22 protein-coding genes are annotated in these 23,252 nt (G+C 72.0%); 5 read left to right on the plus strand and 17 right to left on the minus strand.

The annotated features are described in order from the left end of the window. Nucleotides 1–12: 12 nt before the first annotated feature. On the plus strand, nucleotides 13–795 hold the full coding sequence (locus F1615_RS21975) for a hypothetical protein (RefSeq protein WP_149550743.1): 783 nt from the start codon (nucleotides 13–15) through the stop codon (nucleotides 793–795). Nucleotides 796–903: 108 nt separating this feature from the next. Further along, nucleotides 904–1,323: a hypothetical protein gene (locus tag F1615_RS21980; protein ID WP_149550744.1), complete on the plus strand. Its 420-nt coding sequence runs from the start codon at nucleotides 904–906 to the stop codon at nucleotides 1,321–1,323. A 61-nt stretch (nucleotides 1,324–1,384) separates the two neighbouring features. Here the strand turns inward: F1615_RS21980 and der are convergent, their stop codons facing one another. The 5 genes from der to aroH all read right to left on the minus strand — a co-directional run bounded on the left by der (nucleotide 1,385) and on the right by aroH (nucleotide 5,889). Next, entirely contained in the window at nucleotides 1,385–2,875 is a 1,491-nt protein-coding gene (gene der / locus F1615_RS21985) for a ribosome biogenesis GTPase Der (RefSeq protein WP_149550745.1), read from the minus strand. A 62-nt stretch (nucleotides 2,876–2,937) separates the two neighbouring features. Beyond that, on the minus strand, nucleotides 2,938–3,630 hold the full coding sequence (locus F1615_RS21990; RefSeq protein ID WP_149550746.1) for a lysophospholipid acyltransferase family protein: 693 nt from the start codon (nucleotides 3,628–3,630) through the stop codon (nucleotides 2,938–2,940). Beyond that, complete coding sequence (gene cmk, locus F1615_RS21995; protein ID WP_149550747.1) at nucleotides 3,627–4,313, minus strand: (d)CMP kinase; 687 nt, start codon at nucleotides 4,311–4,313, stop codon at nucleotides 3,627–3,629. Before cmk ends, F1615_RS21990 begins: the two co-directional genes overlap by 4 nt. Nucleotides 4,314–4,444: 131 nt before the next feature. Next, nucleotides 4,445–5,530 (minus strand): prephenate dehydrogenase, encoded by a 1,086-nt coding sequence (locus F1615_RS22000; RefSeq protein ID WP_149550748.1) that lies wholly within the window; start codon nucleotides 5,528–5,530, stop codon nucleotides 4,445–4,447. Next, a complete protein-coding gene (gene aroH, locus F1615_RS22005) occupies nucleotides 5,527–5,889 on the minus strand; it encodes a chorismate mutase (protein ID WP_149550749.1) in 363 nt (120 codons plus the stop codon). The genes F1615_RS22000 and aroH overlap by 4 nt, the downstream gene beginning before the upstream one ends. Before the next feature lie 193 nt (nucleotides 5,890–6,082). Here aroH and F1615_RS22010 point away from each other — a divergent pair, with 193 nt between their 5' ends. After that, entirely contained in the window at nucleotides 6,083–6,496 is a 414-nt protein-coding gene (locus F1615_RS22010; RefSeq protein WP_149550750.1) for a Rieske (2Fe-2S) protein, read from the plus strand. A 22-nt stretch (nucleotides 6,497–6,518) separates the two neighbouring features. Further along, a complete protein-coding gene (locus F1615_RS22015; RefSeq protein WP_149550751.1) occupies nucleotides 6,519–7,262 on the plus strand; it encodes a nucleotidyltransferase domain-containing protein in 744 nt (247 codons plus the stop codon). Here F1615_RS22015 and F1615_RS22020 read toward each other — a convergent pair. The 12 genes from F1615_RS22020 to F1615_RS22075 all read right to left on the minus strand — a co-directional run bounded on the left by F1615_RS22020 (nucleotide 7,188) and on the right by F1615_RS22075 (nucleotide 20,850). Continuing rightward, the gene (locus F1615_RS22020) at nucleotides 7,188–7,940 is read right to left on the minus strand and encodes a nucleotidyltransferase domain-containing protein (protein WP_149550752.1); all 753 of its coding nucleotides are present in this window, start codon (nucleotides 7,938–7,940) and stop codon (nucleotides 7,188–7,190) included. The two genes, F1615_RS22015 and F1615_RS22020, sit on opposite strands and share 75 nt — an antisense overlap. A 3-nt stretch (nucleotides 7,941–7,943) precedes the next feature. Next, nucleotides 7,944–8,966, minus strand: a complete 1,023-nt coding sequence (locus F1615_RS22025; RefSeq protein WP_149550753.1) for an ADP-ribosylglycohydrolase family protein — start codon at nucleotides 8,964–8,966, stop codon at nucleotides 7,944–7,946. Beyond that, complete coding sequence (locus tag F1615_RS22030) at nucleotides 8,963–9,682, minus strand: NUDIX hydrolase (protein WP_149550754.1); 720 nt, start codon at nucleotides 9,680–9,682, stop codon at nucleotides 8,963–8,965. The genes F1615_RS22025 and F1615_RS22030 overlap by 4 nt, the downstream gene beginning before the upstream one ends. A 79-nt stretch (nucleotides 9,683–9,761) precedes the next feature. Then, entirely contained in the window at nucleotides 9,762–10,802 is a 1,041-nt protein-coding gene (locus F1615_RS22035; protein WP_149550755.1) for a pseudouridine synthase, read from the minus strand. Then, nucleotides 10,802–11,467: an SMC-Scp complex subunit ScpB gene (gene scpB, locus F1615_RS22040; protein ID WP_149550756.1), complete on the minus strand. Its 666-nt coding sequence runs from the start codon at nucleotides 11,465–11,467 to the stop codon at nucleotides 10,802–10,804. Before scpB ends, F1615_RS22035 begins: the two co-directional genes overlap by 1 nt. Continuing rightward, the gene (locus F1615_RS22045; RefSeq protein ID WP_149550757.1) at nucleotides 11,464–12,798 is read right to left on the minus strand and encodes a segregation/condensation protein A; all 1,335 of its coding nucleotides are present in this window, start codon (nucleotides 12,796–12,798) and stop codon (nucleotides 11,464–11,466) included. The genes scpB and F1615_RS22045 overlap by 4 nt, the downstream gene beginning before the upstream one ends. Before the next feature lie 18 nt (nucleotides 12,799–12,816). Beyond that, nucleotides 12,817–13,368 (minus strand): hypothetical protein, encoded by a 552-nt coding sequence (locus tag F1615_RS22050; protein WP_244328812.1) that lies wholly within the window; start codon nucleotides 13,366–13,368, stop codon nucleotides 12,817–12,819. After that, complete coding sequence (locus F1615_RS22055; protein ID WP_149550758.1) at nucleotides 13,353–14,489, minus strand: ParA family protein; 1,137 nt, start codon at nucleotides 14,487–14,489, stop codon at nucleotides 13,353–13,355. The genes F1615_RS22050 and F1615_RS22055 overlap by 16 nt, the downstream gene beginning before the upstream one ends. A 412-nt stretch (nucleotides 14,490–14,901) precedes the next feature. Then, the gene (ald, locus tag F1615_RS22060) at nucleotides 14,902–16,026 is read right to left on the minus strand and encodes an alanine dehydrogenase (protein ID WP_149550759.1); all 1,125 of its coding nucleotides are present in this window, start codon (nucleotides 16,024–16,026) and stop codon (nucleotides 14,902–14,904) included. A 136-nt stretch (nucleotides 16,027–16,162) separates the two neighbouring features. Next, nucleotides 16,163–18,220, minus strand: coding sequence for a tetratricopeptide repeat protein (locus tag F1615_RS22065; RefSeq protein ID WP_149550760.1), 2,058 nt, complete (start codon nucleotides 18,218–18,220; stop codon nucleotides 16,163–16,165). 243 nt (nucleotides 18,221–18,463) lie between these two features. Beyond that, on the minus strand, nucleotides 18,464–19,090 hold the full coding sequence (locus tag F1615_RS22070) for an NUDIX domain-containing protein (protein WP_149550761.1): 627 nt from the start codon (nucleotides 19,088–19,090) through the stop codon (nucleotides 18,464–18,466). Nucleotides 19,091–19,200: 110 nt separating this feature from the next. Continuing rightward, nucleotides 19,201–20,850 carry a CTP synthase gene (locus tag F1615_RS22075; RefSeq protein ID WP_149550762.1) on the minus strand — a complete coding sequence of 550 codons (1,650 nt, stop codon included), beginning with the start codon at nucleotides 20,848–20,850 and terminating at the stop codon, nucleotides 19,201–19,203. Between the two features lie 461 nt (nucleotides 20,851–21,311). Here F1615_RS22075 and F1615_RS22085 point away from each other — a divergent pair, with 461 nt between their 5' ends. Then, entirely contained in the window at nucleotides 21,312–23,114 is a 1,803-nt protein-coding gene (locus tag F1615_RS22085) for a glycoside hydrolase family 15 protein (protein ID WP_167533817.1), read from the plus strand. Nucleotides 23,115–23,252: the final 138 nt, after the last annotated feature.

The raw sequence follows: 23,252 nt of genomic DNA on the forward strand, positions 1-23,252 counted from the left end.
AGGGAGCCACCCGTGCCGCGCATGCTCGACGTCAGCGACGAGGTACGCGCCGAGATCGGCGACGAAGAAGCAGCCCGCCTGCTCGCCGGAGAGTCCGCCCCGGGCAGTTACGACTGCACCTCCTGCCGTACCCCGGGCGACCCGCAACAGGAGCGCACCAGCACCGTGCTGTTCATCGGGGACGAGACCGCCGTACTCGCCTTCGCCCACGCCACCTGCCTGCCCTCACAGGTCGTCCAGGTCACCGAGGAGCAGCTCCAGGGTGCCGTGCGGGCCATCGGCGGCGGCGCACCGGAGCCGGAGTCCGCGAAGGTCACCCCCGAACAGGCCGTGCTCGGGGTGACCAGCGGACTGGTCCTGATCTCCGGGGAGCTGCACCCGGCCCTGGTCGTCGAGCCGACCGCGCCGGTCGCTCGGCCGGGTTCGCCCGGGGCCGGTGACGACTTCCTGCCGTTGCTCATCGAACAGGGTTTCATGCCCCTGACCGAGCTGGCGGCCGTGCCGCCGGTGCTGCACGGCTGGTCGGTGCTGCTCGCCGCGGGCCAGCTGCACGCCGTGCTCCAGCCGAACCCGGCCGGCGGCCACCCGGTGGCCTGGTGGCAGGCCCACCAGCCGCTCCAGGTCACCGACGGCTGGCGGGCGGCCGCCAACAAGCACCAGCAGGTCCTGATGTTCGCGGCCCCGGTCGGCTCGATCGGCCGCCAGCCGCGCGAGGACCTGCTGCGCGACGCGCTGGACAAGGCCGCGGCGAACGGCAAGCTGGTCGCCGCCGCGCTGCCGCTCGCCGGCATCTGACCGGCCCGCCGGGACACAACCGGGGGGCGTCCGGGGCACGGCCACGGGCAACCGGCGAAAGCCCCGAAAGGGCCGCATCCCTTGTGGGACGGGGTCGTTTGGACATACGTGCACGCATATGACGTTCCCCGCCGCCAGTCCCTCGCCTCGGTCCCCGCACCCGTGCGCCCGGCGCAGGACTCCCGGAGCGGCTCCTCGGCCACGCCGATCTACGACGCCCTCTACACCGAGTACGTCAAGTCCTTCCGTACGCTGCCGGGCGACCGCAGCGGCGAGGAGGACCTGGGCTTCACCGCCTTCGGGAACATCCCGCACAGTACGGGCTCGTACGGCGGCCACAGCCCCGGGTCGTTCGGCGCCTCCCTGGTGAGCGGTGCGTACGGCGCCTACGGCACGGGGGCGACCGACGCCCGTCAGGGCGAGGACCGGCCGCCGCAGTGGCAGCGGGTCGGCACGGTCGGCCGGAACGCCTCCGGGATGCACCATGTGCCGGCCGGCCTGCCGCCGTCCCCGCGCAGAGGCACCTGATCCGGACACGGTGAAGGGGCGGCTCCCGAGGGAGCCGCCCCTTCACCGTGTCCGTCGTGCGCTACTTCTTCCTGCCGCGCTTCTCGCGCACCCGCACGGAGATGTGGATCGGCGTCCCCTCGAAGCCGAATTCCTCGCGCAGCCGGCGCTCGATGAAGCGCCGGTAGCCCGCCTCGATGAAACCAGAGGCGAACAGCACGAACCGCGGCGGCTTGGTGCCCGCCTGCGTGCCGAACAGGATCCTCGGCTGCTTGCCGCCCCGCACCGGGTGCGGGTGGGCGGCGACCAGTTCGCCGAGGAAGGCGTTGAGCCTGCCCGTCGGGACCCGGGTCTCCCAGCCCTCCAGGGCCGTCTCGATGGCCGGGACCAGCTTCTCCATGTGCCGGCCGGTGCGCGCCGAGACGTTCACCCGCGGCGCCCACGCGACCTGGCCGAGCTCGGTCTCGATCTCCCGCTCCAGGTAGTAGCGGCGCTCCTCGTCGAGGGTGTCCCACTTGTTGTACGCGAGGACGAGCGCGCGGCCCGCCTCCACGGCCATGGTGACGATGCGCTGGTCCTGCACCGAGATCGAGTCGGCGGCGTCGATGAGGACGACGGCCACCTCGGCCTTCTCGACGGCGGCGGCGGTGCGCAGCGAGGCGTAGTAGTCGGCGCCCTGCTGGAGGTGGACGCGCTTGCGGATGCCCGCCGTGTCGACGAACTTCCAGGTCTTGCCGCCCAGTTCGATCATCTCGTCGACGGGGTCGCGGGTGGTGCCGGCGATCTCGTTGACGACGACCCGCTCCTCGCCCGCGACCTTGTTCAGCAGCGAGGACTTGCCGACGTTGGGCCGGCCGATCAGGGCGACGCGGCGGGGGCCGCCGACCGCGGTGCCGAAGCTCTGCGCCGGGGCCTCCGGGAGAGCCTCCAGGACCTGGTCCAGCATGTCGCCGGTGCCGCGGCCGTGCAGGGCGGAGACCGGGTGCGGCTCGCCCAGGCCCAGGGACCACAGGTAGGCCGCGTCGGCCTCGCCGCTCGGGCCGTCCACCTTGTTGGCGCACAGCACGACCGGCTTCCCGGCCTTGCGCAGCAGCCGGACGACGGCCTCGTCGGTGTCGGTGGCGCCGACCTTGGCGTCCACGACGAAGACGACCGCGTCGGCGGCTTCGATGGCGTACTCGGCCTGGGCGGCCACGGAGGCGTCGATGCCGAGGACGTCCTGCTCCCAGCCGCCGGTGTCGACGACCTTGAAGCGGCGGCCCGCCCACTCGGCCTCGTAGGTGACACGGTCGCGCGTGACGCCCGGCTTGTCCTCGACGACCGCCTCGCGGCGGCCGATGATGCGGTTCACCAGGGTCGACTTGCCGACGTTGGGCCGGCCGACGACGGCGAGCACCGGGAGCGGGCCGTGGCCCGCGGCCTCGATGGCGCCCTCGACGTCCTCGAGGTCGAAGCCCTCCTCCGCGGCGAGCTCCATGAACTCCGCGAACTCGGCATCGCCCAGCGCCCCGTGGTCGTGCTCGTGCGCACCCTCGTACGCGTCCGAGCCGTCGGGCTGGATGTGGTCGTTCATGAAGTCCGTACCTCGTCGTTCATCGTGGTGATCGGTGGACCTTCGCGGTGAGCGGTGATCCACTACTCAAGTGTCGCAGGGTCTGCCTCGGTGAACCGAGGCAGACCCTGGCGCCCGGTGAGGCGCCTGGCGTTTTCCAGGTGCGCGGTGAGCTGCTTCTGGATGCGCTCGGTCGCCTCGTCCAGCGCCTTGCGCGTACGTCTCCCGCTGCCGTCGCCCGCCTCGAAGGGGTCACCGAAGACCACGTCGACGCGGGAGCGCAGCGGGGGCAGTGCCTTGACCAACCGTCCCGGCCGGTCGGAACTTCCCAGGACGGCGACGGGCACGATGGGCGCGCCGCTGCGTACGGCGAAGTACGCGAGCCCCGCCCGGATCGAGGCGAAGTCGCCCTCGCCCCGTGTGCCCTCGGGGAAGATGCCGAGGACCCCGCCCTGTTCCAGCACGCCCAGCGCCCGGGATATCGCCGTGCGGTCGGTGCTGTGCCGGTCGACCTTGAGCTGGCCGATGCCGGTCAGGAACGGGTCGAGCGGACCGATGAACGCCTCCTTCTTGATCAGGAAGTGCGTCGGCCGGGGCGCCACGCCCATGACCATCGGGCCGTCGACGTTGTGGGAGTGGTTCACGGCGAAGATCACCGGACCGGCCGCGGGCACCCGCCAGGCGCCCAGCACACGCGGCTTGAACAGCCCGTACATCAGGCCGACGCCGATGCGCCGCCCGACCTCGGCGCCCCGCGCCGATGGGACGTCGGTCACTTCGCCGCCCGCTTCTCCTCGACGAGCGTGACGACACACTCGATGACCTGCTGCAGGGTCAGGTCGGTGGTGTCCACCTCCACGGCGTCGCCGGCCTTGGCCAGCGGGGAGGTCTTGCGGCCGGCGTCGGCCGCGTCCCGCTTGATCAGGGCCTCACGGGTGGTGTGCAGGTCGGCGCCCTTGAGTTCGCCGCTGCGGCGGGCGGCACGCGCCTCCGGGGAAGCGGTGAGGAAGATCTTGAGATCGGCGTCGGGCAGCACGGTGGTGCCGATGTCACGGCCCTCGACGACGATGCCTCCGCCGGCGGAGGAGGCGATCGTGCGCTGCAGCTCGGTGATCCGGGCGCGCACCTCGGGCACCGCGCTGACCGCGCTGACCTTGGAGGTGACGTCCTGCTCGCGGATCGGGACGGCCACGTCGACGCCGTCGACCGTGATGGTGGGACCCTTGGGGTCGGTGCCGGAGACGATCTCCGGCTTGCCGGCGACGGCGGCGACCGCGGAGGGGTCCTCTATGTCGATGCCGTTGTTCACCATCCACCAGGTGATCGCCCGGTACTGGGCGCCGGTGTCCAGGTAGCTCAGGCCGAGCTGCGCCGCCACGGCCTTCGACGTGCTCGACTTGCCCGTGCCGGAGGGGCCGTCGATGGCGACAATCACGGGCTGGGCGGCGCCGTTTTCCACGGGGGAACACCTTCCTGGTGCACTGGAGGGGGTGTGCGGGGCGCGGACACGCCCCGCACCAGATTACCGGCCCCCCGGAACCCCTCCGACAAGCGGACGATCCGGCCCTTCGGGGGAAGGGCAACGGGTCGTCACTGCCGGATCGACCAGCCCCGTTCGCGCAGCCCCGCGGTGAGGACCGGCGCCGCCTTGGGCTCCACCATGAGCTGCACCAGACCGGCCTGCTGTCCGGTGGCGTGCTCGATGCGGACGTCCTCGATGTTGACCCCGGCGCGGCCGGCGTCGGCGAAGATGCGGGCCAGCTGGCCGGGCTGGTCGTCGATGAGCACCGCCACGACCTCGTAGACGCGCGGCGCGGTGCCGTGCTTGCCGGGGACGCGGATCTGGCCGGCGTTGCCGCGGCGCAGCACGTCCTCGATGCCGGTGCCGCCCTCGCGGCGCTTGCCCTCGTCGGAGGACTGCAGGGCGCGCAGGGCCCGCACGGTCTCCTCCAGGTCACCGGCGACCTCCGTGAGCAGGTCGGCGACCGGCCCGGGGTTCGCGGACAGGATGTCGATCCACATCCGGGGGTCGGAGGCGGCGATCCGGGTCACGTCCCGGATGCCCTGCCCGCACAGCCGTACGGCGGCCTCCTCGGCGTGCTCCAGGCGCGCGGCGACCATGCTGGACACCAGGTGCGGCATGTGGGAGACGAGAGCGACGGCCCGGTCGTGGGCGTCGGCGTCCATGACGACGGGCACGGCCCTGCAGTGCGAGATCAGCTCCAGGGCGAGGTTCAGCACCTCGGTGTCGGTCTCCCGGGCGGGGGTGAGCACCCAGGGGCGGCCCTCGAAGAGGTCACCGCTGGCGGCCAGCGGACCGGACTTCTCCCGGCCGGACATGGGGTGGGTGCCGATGTACGACGCCAGGTCCAGCCCGCGTGCCTCCAGCTCGCGGCGGGGTCCGCCCTTGACGCTGGCCACGTCGATGTAGCCGCGTGCCGCACCGCGTCGCATCGCGTCGGCGAGCACGTCGGCCACGTGGGCGGGCGGGGCGGCGACGACCGCCAGGTCCACCGGGCCGTCGGGCGCCTCGGCCGTGCCGGCCCCGAGCGCGGCGGCGGTACGGGCCTGCTCCGGGTCGTGGTCGGCGAGGTGGACGGTGACGCCCCGCTGGGACAGGGCGAGGGCGGCCGAGGTGCCGATGAGCCCGGTACCGATGACGAGTGCGGTTCTCACTGGGCGATGTCCTTGCGCAGGGCGGCGGCGGCACCGAGGTACACGTGCGTGATGCCGGCGCGGGGCCTGTCGGACTCGATGTGCGCGAGGACCCGGACGACACGGGGCATGGCGCCCGTGACGTCGAGCTCCTGGGCGCAGATCAGGGGCACGTCGACGATGCCGAGCTTGCGGGCGGCGGCGGCCGGGAAGTCGCAGTGCAGGTCGGGTGTGGCCGTGAACCAGATGCTGATCAGGTCGTCCGCGTGCAGATCGTTGCGCTCCAGAACGGCGGTGAGCAGCGCGCCGACCTGCTCCTCCATGTGACCGGACTCGTCCCGTTCCAACTGGACGGCCCCCCGGACCGCGCGTACCGCCACGACGATGCTCCTTGCTGACGTGCGTGTGAGCTGTTCGGTCGTCCAGCGTAGTCAGGCCACGCGGGGGTGGCGCCGGGCGCTCGCCCGCTGAGACGGGCAAGGTGCACGTTTCATGCCGGTTCGCTGTGGTTTGCTTATCGTTCGACGCATTCGGTGCCAGGATGCGGGGACTGCGATCTCCGGGAGTGACGACATGACCCCTCGCGCGACGCGCCGCACGGTCCTGCTCGCGACGGGCGCGGCGGCGCTGGCCGCCGGCTGCGGCTCGGAGGACGGGGACGGCGCCTCGCCGGACACCACAGGACCGGACGCCTCCGGCGGTCAGGAGCTGGCCTCGGCCGCTGACGTTCCGGTGGGCGGGGGCACGGTCCTCAAGGACGACAGGATCGTCGTGACCCAGCCCGAGGAGGGGGACTTCAGGGCCTTCTCGGCGATCTGCACGCACCAGAACTGCGTCGTGGCCGACGTGTCGGACGGCAGCATCAACTGCACCTGTCACGGCAGCCGGTTCAGGATCACCGACGGCTCGGTGGAGCGGGGCCCGGCGACCAGGCCGCTGCCCGGGGAGCGGATCACGGTGGAGGGAAATTCGATCCGTCTGGCGTGATCCGCCGCGTACGCTCCCGGGCATGCGCCCCGAGACCCTGGTCGGCGACCACACGATCTACGCCTGCGTCATGGGCTCCCGTGCCTTCGGTCTGGCCACGGAGGGCAGCGACACCGACCGCCGGGGCGTCTTCCTCGCGCCGACTCCCCTGTTCTGGCGCTTCGAGAAGCCGCCGACGCACGTCGAGGGGCCGGCCGGGGAACAGTTCAGCTGGGAGCTGGAACGCTTCTGCGAGCTGGCCCTGCGCGCCAACCCCAACATCCTGGAGTGCCTGCACTCCCCGCTGGTGGAGTACGCCGACACCACCGGCCGCGAGCTGCTGTCCCTGCGCGGGGCGTTCCTCTCCCGCAAGGTCCACGAGACGTTCACCCGCTACGCCCACGGCCAGCGCCGCAAGCTGGACGCCGACGTCCGCGCCCACGGCGCCCCGCGCTGGAAGCACGCGATGCACCTGCTCCGCCTGCTGACCAGCGCCCGCGACCTGCTCCGCACCGGCACCCTCACGATCGACGTGGGCGACGGACGCGAGCCGCTGCTCGCGGTGAAGCGCGGCGAGGTTCCCTGGCCCGAGGTGGAGTCCCGGATGGCCCGGCTGGCGGAGGAGGGCGCGCAGGCCCTCCGGCGCAGTCCGCTGCCCGAGGAGCCCGACCGCCGCCGGGTCGAGGACTTCCTCGTGCGCACCCGCCGCGCCTCAGCCCTCCAGGCGGATCCGTACGACGAGGTCGTGCAGGGCGTCGTACGCGGTGGGGGCGTCGGGCAGGGCTGACGCCGCCTGCGCCTCGTCCAGCACACCGTGCAGCCGCTCCACCTCGGCACGCACGCGTGCGCGGTCGACGGCGGCGTCCCCGTGCTCGCGCTCCGCCTTGGCGGCGATCAGCTCCGGCAGACGGTCCGGGGCGGCGTCCACCTCCCCGGCGAGGGTGGGCAGATGGGGCTGCACCTCGCCGGAGCGCATGAGGTGGATGCCGGTGAGCAGCACCCGGAAGGTGTAGAGCAGCGGTTTGAGCCCGCCCGTCCTCTCGAACAGCCGCCACTGGGTCTGCGCGAACCCCCGGTAGTGGTGGGCGTGGTGACGGGTGAGGACGCCCGGGGCGAGCGCGACCAGTTCCCGGTGCGCGTCGGTGGTGTGCACGACCAGCGGGGACAGCAGCTGTTCCAGCACATAGCCGTTGCGGCGCAGCATCAGGCGGACGAACTTGCGCAGGTCGTGCGTGACCAGGTCCATCTCGACGCCGTCCCGGACCCACATCCTGGACCGGGTCTCGTCCGGCTCGCGCAGCCCGACGAGATCGGCGGCGGGCAGCAGGTGCACGCCCCGCAGGTCCACGTCGGAGTCGCGGGACGGGAAGCCGTACAGGTGCGCGCCGGAGACGGTGGCGAACAGCACCGGGCCGGGCTGTTCGGCGATCACCGGGCTCAGGTCGAGGTCCAGGGCGTCGGTCATCGGTCAAGCGTCCCAGAGCGTCCCCAGCGCCAGCAGCTCACCCCGGTACTCGATGCGGTCCGCCCACTCCGCCGGCCAGGCGTCCGCGCCCAGGTACGCGCCCGCGAAGGCGCCCGCGAGGCAGGCGATGGAGTCGGAGTCGCCCGCGGTGCAGGCGGCGCGGCGCAGGGCGGTGAGGGGTTCGTCGACGAAGAGGAGGAAGCAGAGCAGGCCGGTCGCCAGGGCCTCCTCGGCGATCCAGCCCTCGCCCGTGGCCAGGCACGGGTCGGTCTCCGGCGAGACGGTGCGCACGGCGTCCTGGAGGCGTCCCAGGATCTCCAGGCACTCGTCCCAGCCGCGGGCGATGAAGTGCTCGGGGGTGGGGTCCTGCGCGCGGGTCCACAGGTCGCCGAGCCAGAACTCGTGGTAGCGGGTGCGGTTCTCGTAGGCGTAGGAGCGCAGGAGGCCGATCAGGCCGGTCGGCTCGGCTCCCTGGGCGAGCAGCCTGACGGCGTGGGCGGTGAGGTCGGAGGCGGCGAGCGCGGTGGGGTGCCCGTGAGTGAGGGCCGACTGCAACTGGGCGGCTCCCGAACGCTGTTCGTCGGTCAGGCCGGGGACCAGGCCTATGGGGGCGACGCGCATGTTGGCGCCGCAGCCCTTGGAGCCGGTCTGGCTTGCGTCCTGCCAGGGCCGGTCCTCGCGGGACAGCAGGTGACAGGCCTTGAGGCAGGTGTTGCCCGGCGCCCGGTTGTTCTCGGGCGAGCGCCACCACTCCACGAACTCCTCGCGCACCGGCCGCTCCAGCCGCTTCGGGGTGAGCGGTCCCCGGTCCATGGCCGTGCGCAGCCCCCGCCCGAGCGCGAGGGTCATCTGGGTGTCGTCGGTGACGATCGCCGGTCTGGGCAGGTCCATCCCCCGCCAGGGGCCAAACTTGGCGAGGATCGACGGGACGTCGTTGAACTCGGTCGGGAACCCCAGCGCGTCCCCGAGGGCGAGTCCGGTCAGGGCACCTGTCGCGGCGCGCTTGGTGACGGTGGTCGTGGTCATGCGGGGCGTCCTTCAGGGGTCGGCCGGAGCAGCGGCGGGTGGAGGGCGGCGGCGGTGCCCGCGCGGTACAGCGCGGCGGGTTTGCCCCGGCCGCCGGTGAGGCGTGCGGCGCCGGGGACGGTTTCGACGAAGCCCGGCGTGGCGAGCACCTTGCGCCGGAAGTTGGGCCGGTCGAGGGCGGTGCCCCAGACGGCCTCGTAGACCTGTTGCAGCTCTCCGAGGGTGAACTCGGGCGGGCAGAAGGCGGTGGCGAGGCAGGTGTACTCGAGCTTGGCGCCGACGCGTTCCCGCGCGTCGGCCAGGATCCGGCCGTGGTCGAAGGCGAGGTCGCGCACGGAGCCGTACGGCGCCCAGCGGGCCTGTGCGGCGTCGCTGCCGCCGTGCGCCTCGGGCGCGTCGGGAAGCAGCGCGGCGAAGGCGACCGACACGACCCGCATCCGGGGGTCGCGGTCGGGTTCGCTGTACGTCCGCAGCTGCTCCAGATGCAGCCCGGACACGTCCGTCAGCCCGGTCTCCTCGCCCAGTTCGCGCCGCGCGGCGCTCTCGGCGGACTCGTCCGGCCGGACGAAGCCGCCGGGCAGTGCCCACTGTCCGGCGTACGGCTCCCGGCCGCGCTCGACGAGCAGCACGTGCAGCGCGCCCGCGCGGAGGGTGAACACGGCGAGGTCGACGGTGACGGCGAAGGGTTCGAAGGCGTACTTGTCGTAGCCGTCCATGACCCGCACCCCCTTTTATAGTCACTACGACTATAAAAGGGGGTGCGGGGTGGAGACAACCCTCTTCGGGGGCCGGACTCTAGAGGTCGACCTCCTGCATCAGCATCCCGACCTCGGTGTTGGACAGCCGCCGCAGCCAGCCCGACTTCTGGTCGCCCAGGGTGATCGGTCCGAAGGCGGTGCGCACCAGCTTGTCGACCGGGAACCCGGCCTCCGCGAGCATGCGGCGCACGATGTGCTTGCGGCCCTCGTGCAGGGTCACCTCGACGAGGTAGTTCTTGCCGGTCTGCTCCACGACCCGGAAGTGGTCCGCGCGCGCGTAGCCGTCCTCGAGCTGGATGCCGTCCTTGAGCTTCTTGCCCAGGTCACGCGGGATGGGGCCCACGATGTGCGCGAGATAGGTCTTCTTCACGCCGTACTTGGGGTGGGTCAGCCGGTGCGCCAGCTCGCCGTGGTTGGTGAGCAGGATGACGCCCTCGGTCTCGGTGTCGAGCCGCCCGACGTGGAAGAGCCGGGTCTCACGGTTGGTGACGTAGTCACCGAGGCACTGGCGCCCCTCCGGGTCCTCCATGGTCGACACGACACCGGCGGGCTTGTTCAGGGCGAAGAACTGGTACGACTGCGTGGCCACCGTCAGGCCGTCGACCTTGACCTCGTCCTTCTCCGGGTCGACCCGGCGGCCCTGCTCGAGGACGATCTCGCCGTTGACCTCGACCCGCGCCTGCTCGATCAGTTCCTCGCAGGCACGCCGGGAGCCGTAGCCCGCGCGCGCGAGCACCTTCTGCAGCCGCTCGCCCTCCTGCTCGGCGCCGGGGAAGGTCTTCGGGAGCTTCACGTCCTTCTTGCCCGCGTACCGGTCGCGGTTGCGCTCCTCCATCCGCGTCTCGTACTCGCGCGAACGCCCGGGGGCGGTACGGCCGCCACCGCTCCGGGACGACGGATTGGCACCGCCGCGCCCGGACTTCGGGCCCTCCTTGGTCCCCCCGGGGCCCACGTCGTAGCGGCGCTCCTCGGGGCGGGGCTTGCGGGGGCGGCCCTGCCCCTGCTTCTGGTCCCTGTTGTTGCCGGCACCGCGGTGGTTACCGCGTCCGCCGCTCTTACCGCTGCCGCTGCTTCGCATCAGAATTCCGTCGTCGTCGTGTTCGTCGGGGGACCGTCGTCCGGCTCCGGGGCGTCCGGATCGAACGACGGTACGGCTTCCTGTGTCTCGGCCTCGATCGCCTCCGCCTCCGGGAGGAAGGGCGCGAGCTCCGGGAGCTCGTCCAGACCGCGCAGGCCCATCCGCTCCAGGAAGTAGTTCGTCGTCGTGTACAGGATCGCACCTGTTTCGGGTTCCGTGCCCGCCTCCTCGATCAGACCGCGCTGGAGGAGGGTGCGCATCACACCGTCGCAGTTCACTCCGCGCACCGCGGAGACGCGGCTGCGGCTGACCGGCCGGCGGTAGGCGACGACCGCGAGGGTCTCCAGCGCGGCCTGCGTCAGCCGGGCCTGCTGGCCGTCCAGGACGAAGCGCTCGACGGCGGCGGCGTACTCGGGGCGGGTGTAGAAGCGCCAGCCACCCGCGACGAGGCGCAGCTCGAAGCCGCGGCCCTGGACGGTGTACTCGTCGGCCAGCTCGCGCAGCGCGTCCGCGACCTGGCGCTTCGGGCGTTCCAGGATCTTCGCCAGATGCTCCTCGGTCGCGGGCTCGTCCACGACCATGAGGACCGCCTCCAGGGCGGGCCTGAGGTCGAGGTCCGCAACGGTGCGCAGCCCGGCGGGGGTTCCGGTCGTCTCCTCGCTCACGGCTTCCTCTCCTCCTGTGGCTGCTCGGGGGGCCGGTCGAACTCGTCGGTGACCGTCGGCTCGGCGCCGCCGTCCCCGCCGGTCCAGCGCACGGTCAGCTCGCCGAGGGCGGTCTCCTGGTCCAGGGCGACGGCCTTCTCGCGGTACAGCTCCAGGAGGGCGAGGAACCGTGCCACGACGGTCAGCGTGTCGTCCGTGTCCTCGACGAGCGCGCGGAAGGTGGCCTCACCGAGCTCCCTGAGGCGCGCGACGACGATCCCGGCCTGCTCCTGCACGCTGACCAGCGGCGCGTGGATGTGGTCGACGTACACCTGCGGCTTGGGCCGGGGCTGCATCGCCTTGACGGCGAGCCTGGCGAAGCCCTCGGCGCCGATGCCGATGACGACCTCGGGCAGCAGCTCGGCGTGCTGCGGTTCGAGCCCCACCGTACGCGGATACCGCCGGGCCTCGTCCTGGAGGCGCCGGTCGAAGATCTCGGCGATCTGCTTGTACGCGCGGTACTGCAGCAGCCGCGCGAACAGCAGGTCGCGGGCCTCCAGCAGGGCGAGGTCGGCCTCGTCCTCCACCTCGGCGGCGGGCAGCAGCCGCGCGGCCTTGAGGTCGAGCAACGTGGCGGCCACGACGAGGAACTCGGTCGTCTCGTCCAGGTCCCAGTCCGGCCCCAGGGCGCGGATGTACGCCATGAACTCGTCGGTCACCCGGGACAGGGCGACCTCGGTGACGTCCAGCTTGTGCTTCGCGATCAGCTGGAGCAGCAGATCGAACGGACCTTCGAAGTTCGCCAGCCGAACCCTGAACCGCCCACTGTCGTCGTCGGCGCCGGTGCCCGGGGCCGACGCGTCCGGGACGGCTTCCCCGGCCGCCTCCGGTGCGCGCGGTGCGACGGCGTGCTCGGCCGCGGCCTCGTCCGGGAGGGCCGCGACCGCCCCTCCGGCTCGCGCGGCGTCCCCCGGTGTCACGACCGGGTCGACGGCCGGAGGGACGCCGGTCGACATCCCGCCGTCCCGCTCCTCCCCCGGCCCGGCCGCTCCGTCCTCCGGCGTCGCCGCCGGTGCGACCGGCGCGGGGAGCCCGGCGTCCGCCGCTTCCCCGGGCATCCCGCGCGCGGGGGCGGGCGCCGCCGGGACCGGCTCCCCGGGGCCGCCGGCGCCGGTCTCCGGCGGCGAAGGCTCCGGGGACGTCTGCGCGCCCGTGCCCTCCCCGGGCGTGCGCCCGGCGGCCGGGCCGTCCGGCGCGGGTGCCGACGGCCACGCGCCCGGGCCCCGGCCCAGGGTGCGGCGGCGGGGCGGCCGGTCGCCGGGGGCGGGGGCGGGGGCGTCGTTCGAGGTCATGGCCTCCGCAGGCTACCGCTACCGTCCGCGGAGGCGTCGTACGAGGATGCTGGCGTCTCCCCGGCTCTCCAGGTCGGCGAGGACCACGGCGACCGCCTCACGGACGATCCGGCCGCGGTCGACGGCGAGACCGTGCTCGCCGCGCAGGACGAGACGCGCGTGCTCGAGGTCCATCAGCTCCTCGGCGGACACGTACACGGTGATCTTCTCGTCGTGCCGCTCCCGGCCGCTGGGCCGTCGTGCCGCCGCCCGTCCCCGCTTGCGCGGGGCCGCGCCCTCCTGCGCCGCCTGACGCCGCCCGGAGCCCGTCGTGCCCCGGCTGCGGGACTCACCGGCCCCGTCCGGCTCCGCGTCCGCCGCGACATGCTCCGCGCCCTCGCCGTCGCCGCCCTGCGCGGGCACCGACTGCGGCGCGTCCTCCTGCGCGGCCGCCGCCGCGTCGCCCTCCCCGGCGGGAGCGGGAACGCGGGCGTCGCCGCCTGAGCGCCGGGGAGTGGACGCCTGGAGCGCCGTCCCCCCTGTCGTACGGAAGAGTTCGTCGGCCCCCGGCAGACTCACTCGGCGTGACACCGGGCGAGCACCTCCCTGGCGAGCTGGCGGTAGGCGGCGGCACCGACGGAGTTGGAGGCGTACGTGGTGATCGGCTCACCGGCGACCGTGGTCTCCGGGAAGCGGACCGTGCGCCCGATGACCGTGTGGTAGACGTGGTCGTCGAACGCCTCGACCACCCGCGCGAGCACCTCACGGCTGTGCACCGTGCGCGAGTCGTACATGGTGGCGAGGATGCCGTCGAGCTCCAGGTCGGGGTTGAGCCGCTCCTGGACCTTCTCGATGGTCTCGGTCAGCAGCGCCACACCGCGCAGCGCGAAGAACTCGCACTCCAGCGGCACGATCACCTTGTGCGCGGCGGTCAGCGCGTTCACCGTGAGCAGACCGAGCGAGGGCTGGCAGTCGATCACGATGTAGTCGTAGTCGTCCATCAGCGGCTTCAGCGCCCGCTGCAGCGTGGACTCGCGCGCGACCTCACTGACCAGCTGCACCTCGGCCGCCGACAGGTCGATGTTGCTGGGCAGCAGGTCCATGTTGGGGACCGCGGTCTTCAGCAGCACCTCGTCGGCCGCCATGCCCCGCTCCATGAGCAGGTTGTAGACGGTGAGGTCGAGTTCCATCGGGTTGACGCCGAGACCGACCGACAGCGCGCCCTGCGGGTCGAAGTCGACGAGCAGCACCCGGCGTCCGTACTCCGCGAGCGCGGCCCCCAGGTTGATGGTCGACGTGGTCTTGCCGACGCCGCCCTTCTGGTTGCACATCGCGATGATCTTCGCGGGGCCGTGGTCGGTCAGCGGGCCCGGGATCGGGAAGTAGGGCAGCGGGCGTCCGGTCGGGCCGATGCGCTCGCGGCGCTGGCGCGCCGCGTCGGGCGCGAGCGTGGCCGCGTACTCGGGATCCGGCTCGTACTCGGCGTCGGGGTCGTAGAAGTGCCCCTCGGGCAGTTCGTCGTAGTCGGCGAAATGGTTGTGGGGCGCGCCACTTCCGTCGCCGGCCATGGCGTTCACGTGATGGCCATCCATGCTCTGGTGTGCTGGGTGAGTCACCCCTGGAGTCCGGTGACTCCGGTGGGCTGCGAAGGTGCGCACAGCGACGGAGCCGACAGCAGCGAATCCCGCGGGCCCCTGGCCCGGCGCGGGCATTCCTGGTTGACCACCCCCGGGAGTAAATGTCGACTCATTCACAAGTCGTCTTACCTCCTTGGTGACCAGGAAACTTCTAGACAGGTCAGCGTGGCACCATGCCGACGATTGGCGACTCTATGGCGTGTCGGCCGTTCGCAGCAACACAATCCGCCGGACCCGGCCCGATGTGTCGGCAATGAAACATCCCTCTGTCAAGGGCGTACGGCCGTCGCACGGCAGGTTTCACGGGTGTGCTAATCGGTAGAAGGGTTACGTTCGAGGCGAGTTGTCCCGGAATCCGGAAGTGACCATACACACATCCGGCCGAACCTTGTCGTGCAAGGTCCGGCCGGGTACGCGACGTTGACGACCTGTGTTGACGTATCGCCTTTGCGGGTCGGCGACTTGGTCGACTTACCGTCCGGGCGGCTCAGCCGAGCAGCGAGGCGAGCTCGACGTGCTCCAGACCGTGCGCCTCGGCGACCTCCTTGTAAACGACCTTGCCGTCATGCGTGTTGAGGCCCTTGGCGAGCGCGGGGTCGCGGCGCAGCGCGTCCGCCCAGCCGCGGTTGGCGAGTTCCACGATGTACGGCAGCGTGGCGTTGGTCAGCGCGTAGGTGGAGGTGTTGGGCACCGCGCCGGGCATGTTGGCCACGCAGTAGAAGACCGACTCGTGGACCTTGAAGGTCGGTTCGGCGTGCGTGGTCGGGTGGGAGTCCTCGAAGCAGCCGCCCTGGTCGATCGCGATGTCGACAAGGACACTTCCGGCCTTCATCCGCGAGACGAGCTCGTTGGTGACCAGCTTCGGGGCCTTGGCGCCGGGGACCAGCACCGCGCCGATCACGAGGTCGGCCTCCAGGCAGGCCTTCTCCAGCTCGAAGGCGTTGGAGACCACGGTCTGGATCTTCGTGCCGAAGACCTTGTCGGCCTCCTTGAGCTTGTTGATGTCCTTGTCGAGCAGGGTCACGTGGAAGCCCATGCCGATGGCGATCTGGGCGGCGTTCCAGCCGGAGACGCCGCCGCCGATGACGACGGCCTTGCCGGCCAGCACGCCGGGGACGCCTCCGGGGAGCACGCCGCGGCCGCCGTGGGCGCGCATCAGGTGGTAGGCGCCGACCTGGGTGGACAGCCGGCCCGCGACCTCGGACATCGGGGCGAGCAGCGGCAGCGCGCGGCTCGGCAGCTCGACGGTCTCGTAGGCGATCGCGGTGGTGCCCGACTCCAGGAGGGCGTCCGTGCACTCCTTGGACGCGGCCAGGTGCAGGTAGGTGAAGAGGGTCTGGTCCTTGCGCAGGCGGTGGTACTCCTCCGCGATGGGCTCCTTGACCTTCAGCAGCAGGTCGGCGGCGGCCCAGACCTCGTCGGCGGTGTCCAGGATCTGCCCGCCCGCGGCGATGTACTCGCTGTCCGGGATCGAGGAGCCGACGCCGGCGCCGCGCTCGATGACGACCTGGTGGCCGTGGCGCACGAGTTCGTGCACACCGGCGGGGGTGATGGCCACCCGGAACTCGTTGTTCTTGACCTCGCGGGGGATGCCGACCTTCACGTCGATCACGGTCCTTGGCTCAGAGGGTATGGGGATATCACTACACATACCCGGGCACGCACGGGCACACCGGGAGAGACCGCAGAAGAAGGTGCGGCAGAGCCAGTTTAATGAAGGCGTTCCCGCTGTCTAGCCTTCCATTGCATCAATCTTCAGCGGATACGCTACGGATTTCGCAGGCGTTATCGCCGTGTTCCGCCTCGGAGTCGTCTTCCGGGGCCTCCTCGGCCAGCATCCGCTCGGCCGTGCCGCGGTGCAGTGCGGCCGACGCGGGGTCGCCGAGGTGCTCGAAGGAGTCGGCGAGCCGCAGGTGCAGCGCCGCCTGCAACCGGGTGTCCTCGGCCCGGCCGGCCCACTCCACGGCCTCCCGGCAGGTGCGCAGCGACTCGTCGAACCGGCCCGCGTACTCCTGCACCCGCGCCAGTTCGTTCAGGGCCCGCGCCTGGGCGGCCAGGTCCCCGCACCGGCGGTGCCCGGCGACGGCCGCGCGCCAGTTGCGCAGGGCCTCGCCGTAGCGGCCGGCGTAGGTGTGGGCGGCGCCGATCCGGCCGTAGAGCCGGGCCGCCTCCGGGCGCTCGCCGCGGGCGAGGCGCTCGGTGAGGGCCCGGCCGAACCAGTCCGCCGCCCGGTCGTAGTCCCCGAGCTCCAGGTACGCCCCGCCCACGGATTCCATCGCGCGGCCGGTCGCGTACGGGTCGTTCGCCTCGCGTCCGGCGTCCAGCGCGGCCCGGTAGCGCGCCAGGGCCTCGGCCGTGCGGCCGGTGTGGGCGTCGAGGTCGCCGAGGTTCAGCAGGGCCGCCGCCCGCTCCCGGGGCAGTCCGCGGCGCTCGGCGACGTCGAGGACCAGGCCGTGGATGTCGTACAGGTCGCTCGCGGCCGCCTGGGTGCCGAAGTGGGCGACGAGGGCGCGCACCAGCTGGGACATCAGCCGCCGGGCCAGGGTGTCCAGCTCCCCGTCGGCGACCGCGAGCCGGGCGGCGGCCAGCAGGGCGGGCCTGCGCAGCCGCAGCCAGTCGGCGGCCGCCCGGGGGCTGGGGAAGCGCAGGGCGCTCGGCATGCCGAGGAGCTTCTCGCGTGCCTGGGGGCTGTCGGTCTCGGTGATCGCCCTGCACGACTGGAGCAGCCGTACGGTCCGCTCCAGCATGCGGGCGCGTGCCAGTTGGAGCTCGGCGGGCCGCTCGTGGGTCCGGGCGAGGTCGTCCAGCAGGGGGTGCAGGCAGCAGGGCACCCGGTACTGCGGGTGGGAGGAGCGCACCGCGTGCAGCAGGCCGTGGGCGGCCAGGTCGTCCAGGGTGGCGCGGGCGGCCTCCACGGAGCAGCCGGCGAGCGCGGCGGCGGTGTGCGGGTCGGCCAGGCCTTCCGGGGCGAGGCTGAGCAGGCGCAGCGTCCGGGCGGCGGTCGCGGGCAGCGAGTCGTGCACCAGCCGGACGACACGGCCGACGGCGGCGCCCTGACCGGTGTCGGTGTGCAGCTGCTTGGCCAGGTCGGCGACGGCCGCCTTGGGCCGGGCGGCGAGCCAGCCCCCGGCGAGCACCAGCGCGGCGGGCTGGCCCTGGCACTGTTCGGCGAGCCGCTCGGCGGCCCGGGGGTCGACCGTGATGCGCACCGATCCGGTGAACCGGGACAGCAGCTCCACCCCGGACTTGGTGTCGAGGCCGCCGAGGGTGCAGGGGCGGACGTCGGCGATGCCGGTGAGCGGCCCCGAGGAGACGGTGACGGCCAGGCAGTCGGGGTTGTCCGGGAGCAGTGCGTCGACCTGCTCGGCGTCGGCCGCGTCGTCCAGCAGGAGCACCGTGCGGCGCTCGGCCAGGGCGGTGCGCAGCGCCTCGGTGAGCTCGTCCTCCGGGGCTCCTGCCGGGGCGGGCGTCTCCAGCGCGTCGAGCAGCTCGCGTGCGGCACGCCCGACCGGCACGCGCGTGCCGTCGGGTTCGCTGAGGCGGGTGCGCAGTACCCCGTCGGGGTAGCGGTCGGCGACCTGGCGCACGAGTTCCTCGGCGAGGGCCGACCGGCCGGAGCCGGGCCGGCCCGCGATGAGCAGTACGCGTGCGCGGGGCGCCTTGCGGCCGGAGAGGGTGTCCAGGCCCGCGCGCTCGATGTCGGCACGCAGCTCCTTCAACTCCCTGGTACGGCCCAGGAATCGACCTTCCGGGGCAGCGTCCCGAGGGAGCCGCACACCGTCCGGGTCCACCGCCTGATCCGTCACGGGCCACACTCCCGTCCCACCGCACGCGCAAGCCCGCCGGGTCTCCGGATCGGGCGTTTTCCAGAGCCTAGTTCACGCTCTGCGACGTTCCGTGAGGAGCGCGGCACCGGGAGCAAGACTCGCCCGATCGGATCAACAGATCGTAAGACTGACGGCTCGGCAGGGGCGGTGGAAGGGCCCGGGAAGCCGCGCGGCCCGGCCTCCGCGGAGGCCGGGCCGCGCGTCACGGCACCCCTGGGGGCGTCAGACCTCGAACGGCCGCGCCGGCCACGGTGCCTGCGCCGGGCGCAGCGCGTCCAGTCCGTCACCGGTCCGCGCGGCGACGAGTGAGAGGACGCCCACCACCAGGCAGTTGTTGTGCAGCTCACCGGCCAGCACCCCGCGCACCAGCTCCTCGACGGGGACCCTGGCCAGTTCCATGTCGGCCTCCTCGTGCTCGACCTCGAAGCGGTCGCCCTCGGCCTCCGACAGCCCACGCGCGAGGAAGATCCGTACGGCCTCGTCGCAGCCGCCGGGCGTGGTGTAGACGTCGGTCAGCACACGCCAGTCCTCCGCCTTGACGTGCGCCTCCTCGTACAGCTCGCGCTGCGCGGCGTGCAGCGGGTTCTCGCCGGCGACGTCGAGCAGGCCGGCCGGGATCTCCCACAGCTTCTGGCGCACCGGGTGCCGGTACTGGCGCAGCACCACGACCCGGTCGGCGTCGTCGAGGGCCAGGACGGCCACGGACCCGGGGTGGACCTGGTAGTCGCGGTGGACCACGGTGCCGTCGGGCATGACCACGTCGTCGGTGCGCACGGAGGTCTTGTTGCCCACGAACGGGGTCCCGGTCCCGCGGATCTCCCACTTTTCCGGGCTGTCCTTGATCGTCATGCCTGTCCTTCCCGACGTGAAGCGGTCGTGCGCGTGCCCTGCGTGAAAAAAGCGGCCGGGGTGCGCACCTTCCGAAGGTGCGCACCCCGGCCACCGTACAACTGGGCGTGTTACTTCGAGATCTTCCGCTCGACCGCGGCCCTCACCAGGCCCGCGAAGAGCGGGTGCGGACGCGTCGGACGCGAGCGCAGCTCCGGGTGCGCCTGGGTCGCGACCAGGTACGGGTGGACCTCGCGCGGGTACTCGACGTACTCGACGAGCTTGCCGTCCGGGGAGGTGCCGGAGAACACGATGCCCGCCTTCTTCTCCAGCTCCGCGCGGTAGGCGTTGTTCACCTCGTAGCGGTGCCGGTGGCGCTCCTCGACGTACTCCTTGCCGTCGTACACCTCGCGCACGATCGAGCCCTCGGCCAGCTTGGCCGGGTACATGCCGAGCCGCATGGTGCCGCCCATGTCGCCCTCACCGGCCACGATGTCGAGCTGCTCGGCCATGGTGGAGATGACCGGGTGGGAGGTGGCCGGGTCGAACTCGGTGGAGTTGGCGTCGGAGATGTCCGCGAGGCTGCGCGCGGCCTCGATCACGATGCACTGCAGACCGAGGCAGAGGCCCAGCAGCGGGATGCGGTTCTCGCGGGCGTACTTGATCGCGCCGACCTTGCCGAGCACGCCGCGGTCGCCGAAGCCGCCCGGGATGCAGACGGCGTCGACGTCACCGAGCTGCGCCTGGGCGCCGGCCGGGGTCTTGCAGTCGTCCGAGGTGACCCACTTGATCTTCACGCGGGCCTTGTTGGCGAAGCCGCCGGCGCGCAGCGCCTCGGTGACCGACAGATAGGCGTCGGGCAGGTCGATGTACTTCCCGACCAGGGCGAGGGTGATCTCGTGGTCGGGGTTGTGGACCCGGTCGAGCAGGTCGTCCCAGGTCGTCCAGTCCACGTCCCGGAAGGGCAGGTCCAGCTTGCGGACGACGTAGGCGTCGAGGCCCTCGCCGTGCACGGTCTTCGGGATGTCGTAGATCGAGCGGGCGTCGGGGCAGGCGACCACGGCGGCCTCGTCGACGTCGCACATCAGCGAGATCTTCCGCTTGATCGCGGTGGGCACCTCGCGGTCGCAGCGCAGCACGATCGCGTCCGGCTGGATACCGATGTTGCGCAGCGCCGCAACCGAGTGCTGGGTCGGCTTCGTCTTGAGCTCACCCGAGGGGCCGATGTAGGGCAGGAGAGAGATGTGGACCACGAACACGTTGTCGCGGCCGACCTCGTGCCGCACCTGGCGGACGGTCTCCAGGAACGGCAGCGACTCGATGTCGCCGACCGTGCCGCCGACCTCGGTGATCACCACGTCGACCTCGTCGGTCGCCATCCGGCGGATCCGGTGCTTGATCTCGTTGGTGATGTGCGGGATGACCTGCACGGTGTCGCCGAGGTACTCGCCGCGCCGCTCCTTGGCGATGACGGTCGAGTACACCTGGCCCGTAGTGACGTTCGCGGAGCCGTCCAAGTCGCGGTCGAGGAACCGCTCGTAGTGTCCGATGTCCAGGTCGGTCTCGGCACCGTCGTTGGTGACGAAGACCTCACCGTGCTGGAAGGGGTTCATCGTGCCCGGGTCGACATTGAGGTACGGGTCGAGCTTCTGCATCACGACGCGCAGACCCCGGGCCTTGAGCAGCATGCCCAGGCTGGAGGCGGTCAGCCCCTTGCCGAGCGAGGAGGCGACACCCCCGGTGACGAAGATGTGCTTGGTCGTCGAGGATTTGGGCGGCATGGCCAAGAGGGGGCTCCCGTGGTCGCGGTCTGTGGGTGCGGTTCCGGGGTTCTCGCCCACCGGTCCACGGGCTACCAGCGTATCAGCGCCGCGCGGCGATGGCTCACGGCCACGCTCCGCACACGCGCCGGCACGGTCCATGCACCGCACACCGGACCCTCACCCCTTGGTCACTCGTTCGGCGGAGCCGCGTTGCCCCGAGCGGCACACAGATCATCTACGTGCGTCGTATCCTGCTCGGACACTCGCTGCCGAGCCCGGCCGGCCGTACGGCACCACCCCCGCCCGTAAGTTCCGGAACAACGTGAGCTCGTCAGTTCGTTGAGCAACAATTGGCGCTTTGCATTCACGGCTGAGCGACTGCTTTGCTTCACAGCTCAACGACGCATTGCAAATACCCCTTGACCGCACTAGCGACAACCCCCTTGAGGGGTGACGTGGCCGTTCGACTGGAGATGCACGTGGCCGGGCGCATCGAAGACTACGCACTCATCGGAGACATGCAGACCGCCGCGCTGGTCTGCCGGGACGGCACGGTGGACTGGCTGTGCCTGCCCCGCTTCGACTCGCACGCCATCTTCGCCGGCCTGCTGGGCACCGAGGAACACGGCTTCTGGCGGCTGGGTCCCGCGCACGCCGCCGACGCCGAACCGCCCAGCGCCACCCGGCGCAGCTACCGCGGCGACTCCCTGATCCTGGAATCGGAGTGGGACACGCGGCGCGGCACGGTCCGGGTGACGGATTTCATGCCCCCGCGCGACGGCGCCCCGCAGCTGATCCGCATCGTGGAGGGCGTCTCGGGCCGCGTGCCCATGCGCTCGGCGCTCCGGATGCGTTTCTCCTACGGCAGGGTGGTCCCGTGGGTGCACCGGCACGAGGGGCGCACGGTCGCCGTCGCCGGACCGGACTCCGTGTGGTTCGACACCCCCGCGGAGACCTACGGCAAGTCGCTGACCACGTACTCGGACTTCACCGTCGGGCCGGGAGAGCGGATCGCGTTCACGATCTCGTGGGAGCCGTCGCACAAGCAGCCCCCGCCGCTGCCGGAGCCGGAGCAGTCGCTGGAGGCGACGGAGGACTTCTGGCGCGAGTGGGTCGAGCACTGTACGTACCACGGCCCCTACCGCGAGGCAGTGATCCGCTCCCTGATCACGCTGAAGGCCCTGACCTACGCCCCGACCGGCGGCATCGTCGCCGCGCCCACCACCTCCCTGCCCGAGGACATCGGCGGCGTCCGCAACTGGGACTACCGCTACACCTGGCTGCGGGACGCGGCGATCACCCTGTCCTCGCTGCTGCGCACCGGCTACCGCGAGGAGGCCCGCGCCTGGCGCGAGTGGCTGCTGCGCGCGGTCGCGGGCGACCCGGAGAACCTGCAGATCATGTACGGCATCGCCGGTGAGCGCGAGCTCGGGGAGGCGGAGCTGGACTGGCTGCCCGGCTACGAGAACTCCGCCCCGGTCCGGGTGGGCAACGGCGCCGCGCATCAGCTCCAGCTGGACGTGTACGGCGAGGTCACCGAGGCCCTGCACCTCGGCCACATGACGGGCCTGGCCCGCAACGACTACGCCTCGCTGCTCCAGCTGAAGCTGATCCGGTACCTGGAGAAGCACTGGCAGGAACCGGACGAGGGCATCTGGGAGGTGCGCGGCCCGCGCCGCCACTTCGTGCACTCCAAGGTGATGGCCTGGGTCGCCGTCGACCGGACCATCAAGCTCGTCGAGTCCGGCGACGCCGACGGCCCGCTGGACGAGTGGAAGCAGTTGCGCGACGACATCCACCGGGACGTGTGCGAGAAGGGTTACGACAAGGAACGCAACACCTTCACCCAGTCCTACGGCTCCAAGGAGCTGGACGCCTCCCTGCTGCTGATCCCGCAGGTGGGCTTCCTGCCACCGGACGACAAGCGCGTGATCGGCACGGTCGAGGCGATCCAGCGGGAGCTGTCCACCTCCGACGGCTTCATCCTGCGCTACCCGACCGAGGGGCAGCACGAGGGTGTCGACGGCCTGCCGGGCGACGAGGGCGCGTTCCTCGCCTGCTCGTTCTGGATGGCCGACGACCTGGCGATGATCGGCCGCGTGGACGAGGCCAGGAAGCTCTTCGAGAAGCTGCTCGCCCTGCGCAACGACCTCGGGCTGCTCGCGGAGGAGTGGGACCCGCGCCTGAAGCGCCAGGTCGGCAACTTCCCCCAGGCCTTCAGCCACGTCCCCCTCATCGACACGGCCCTGCGCCTGACGGCATCGGGAGCATACGGAGGCTGAAGCACGGGGCCCGCCCCAGCGGCGGGCGGACGCCCCCGCGGCTGCGGGCAAGTCGTGCCCCCCCAGTGCCTCAAAGGCCTGGGAGGTACCCCCAGGGCACTGGGGGTACCCCCTCCGGGGGAGGCACCCGGCCGGCGC

The sequence above is a fragment of the Streptomyces marokkonensis genome, assembly GCF_008312835.1.
GTDB lineage: Bacteria > Actinomycetota > Actinomycetes > Streptomycetales > Streptomycetaceae > Streptomyces > Streptomyces marokkonensis_A.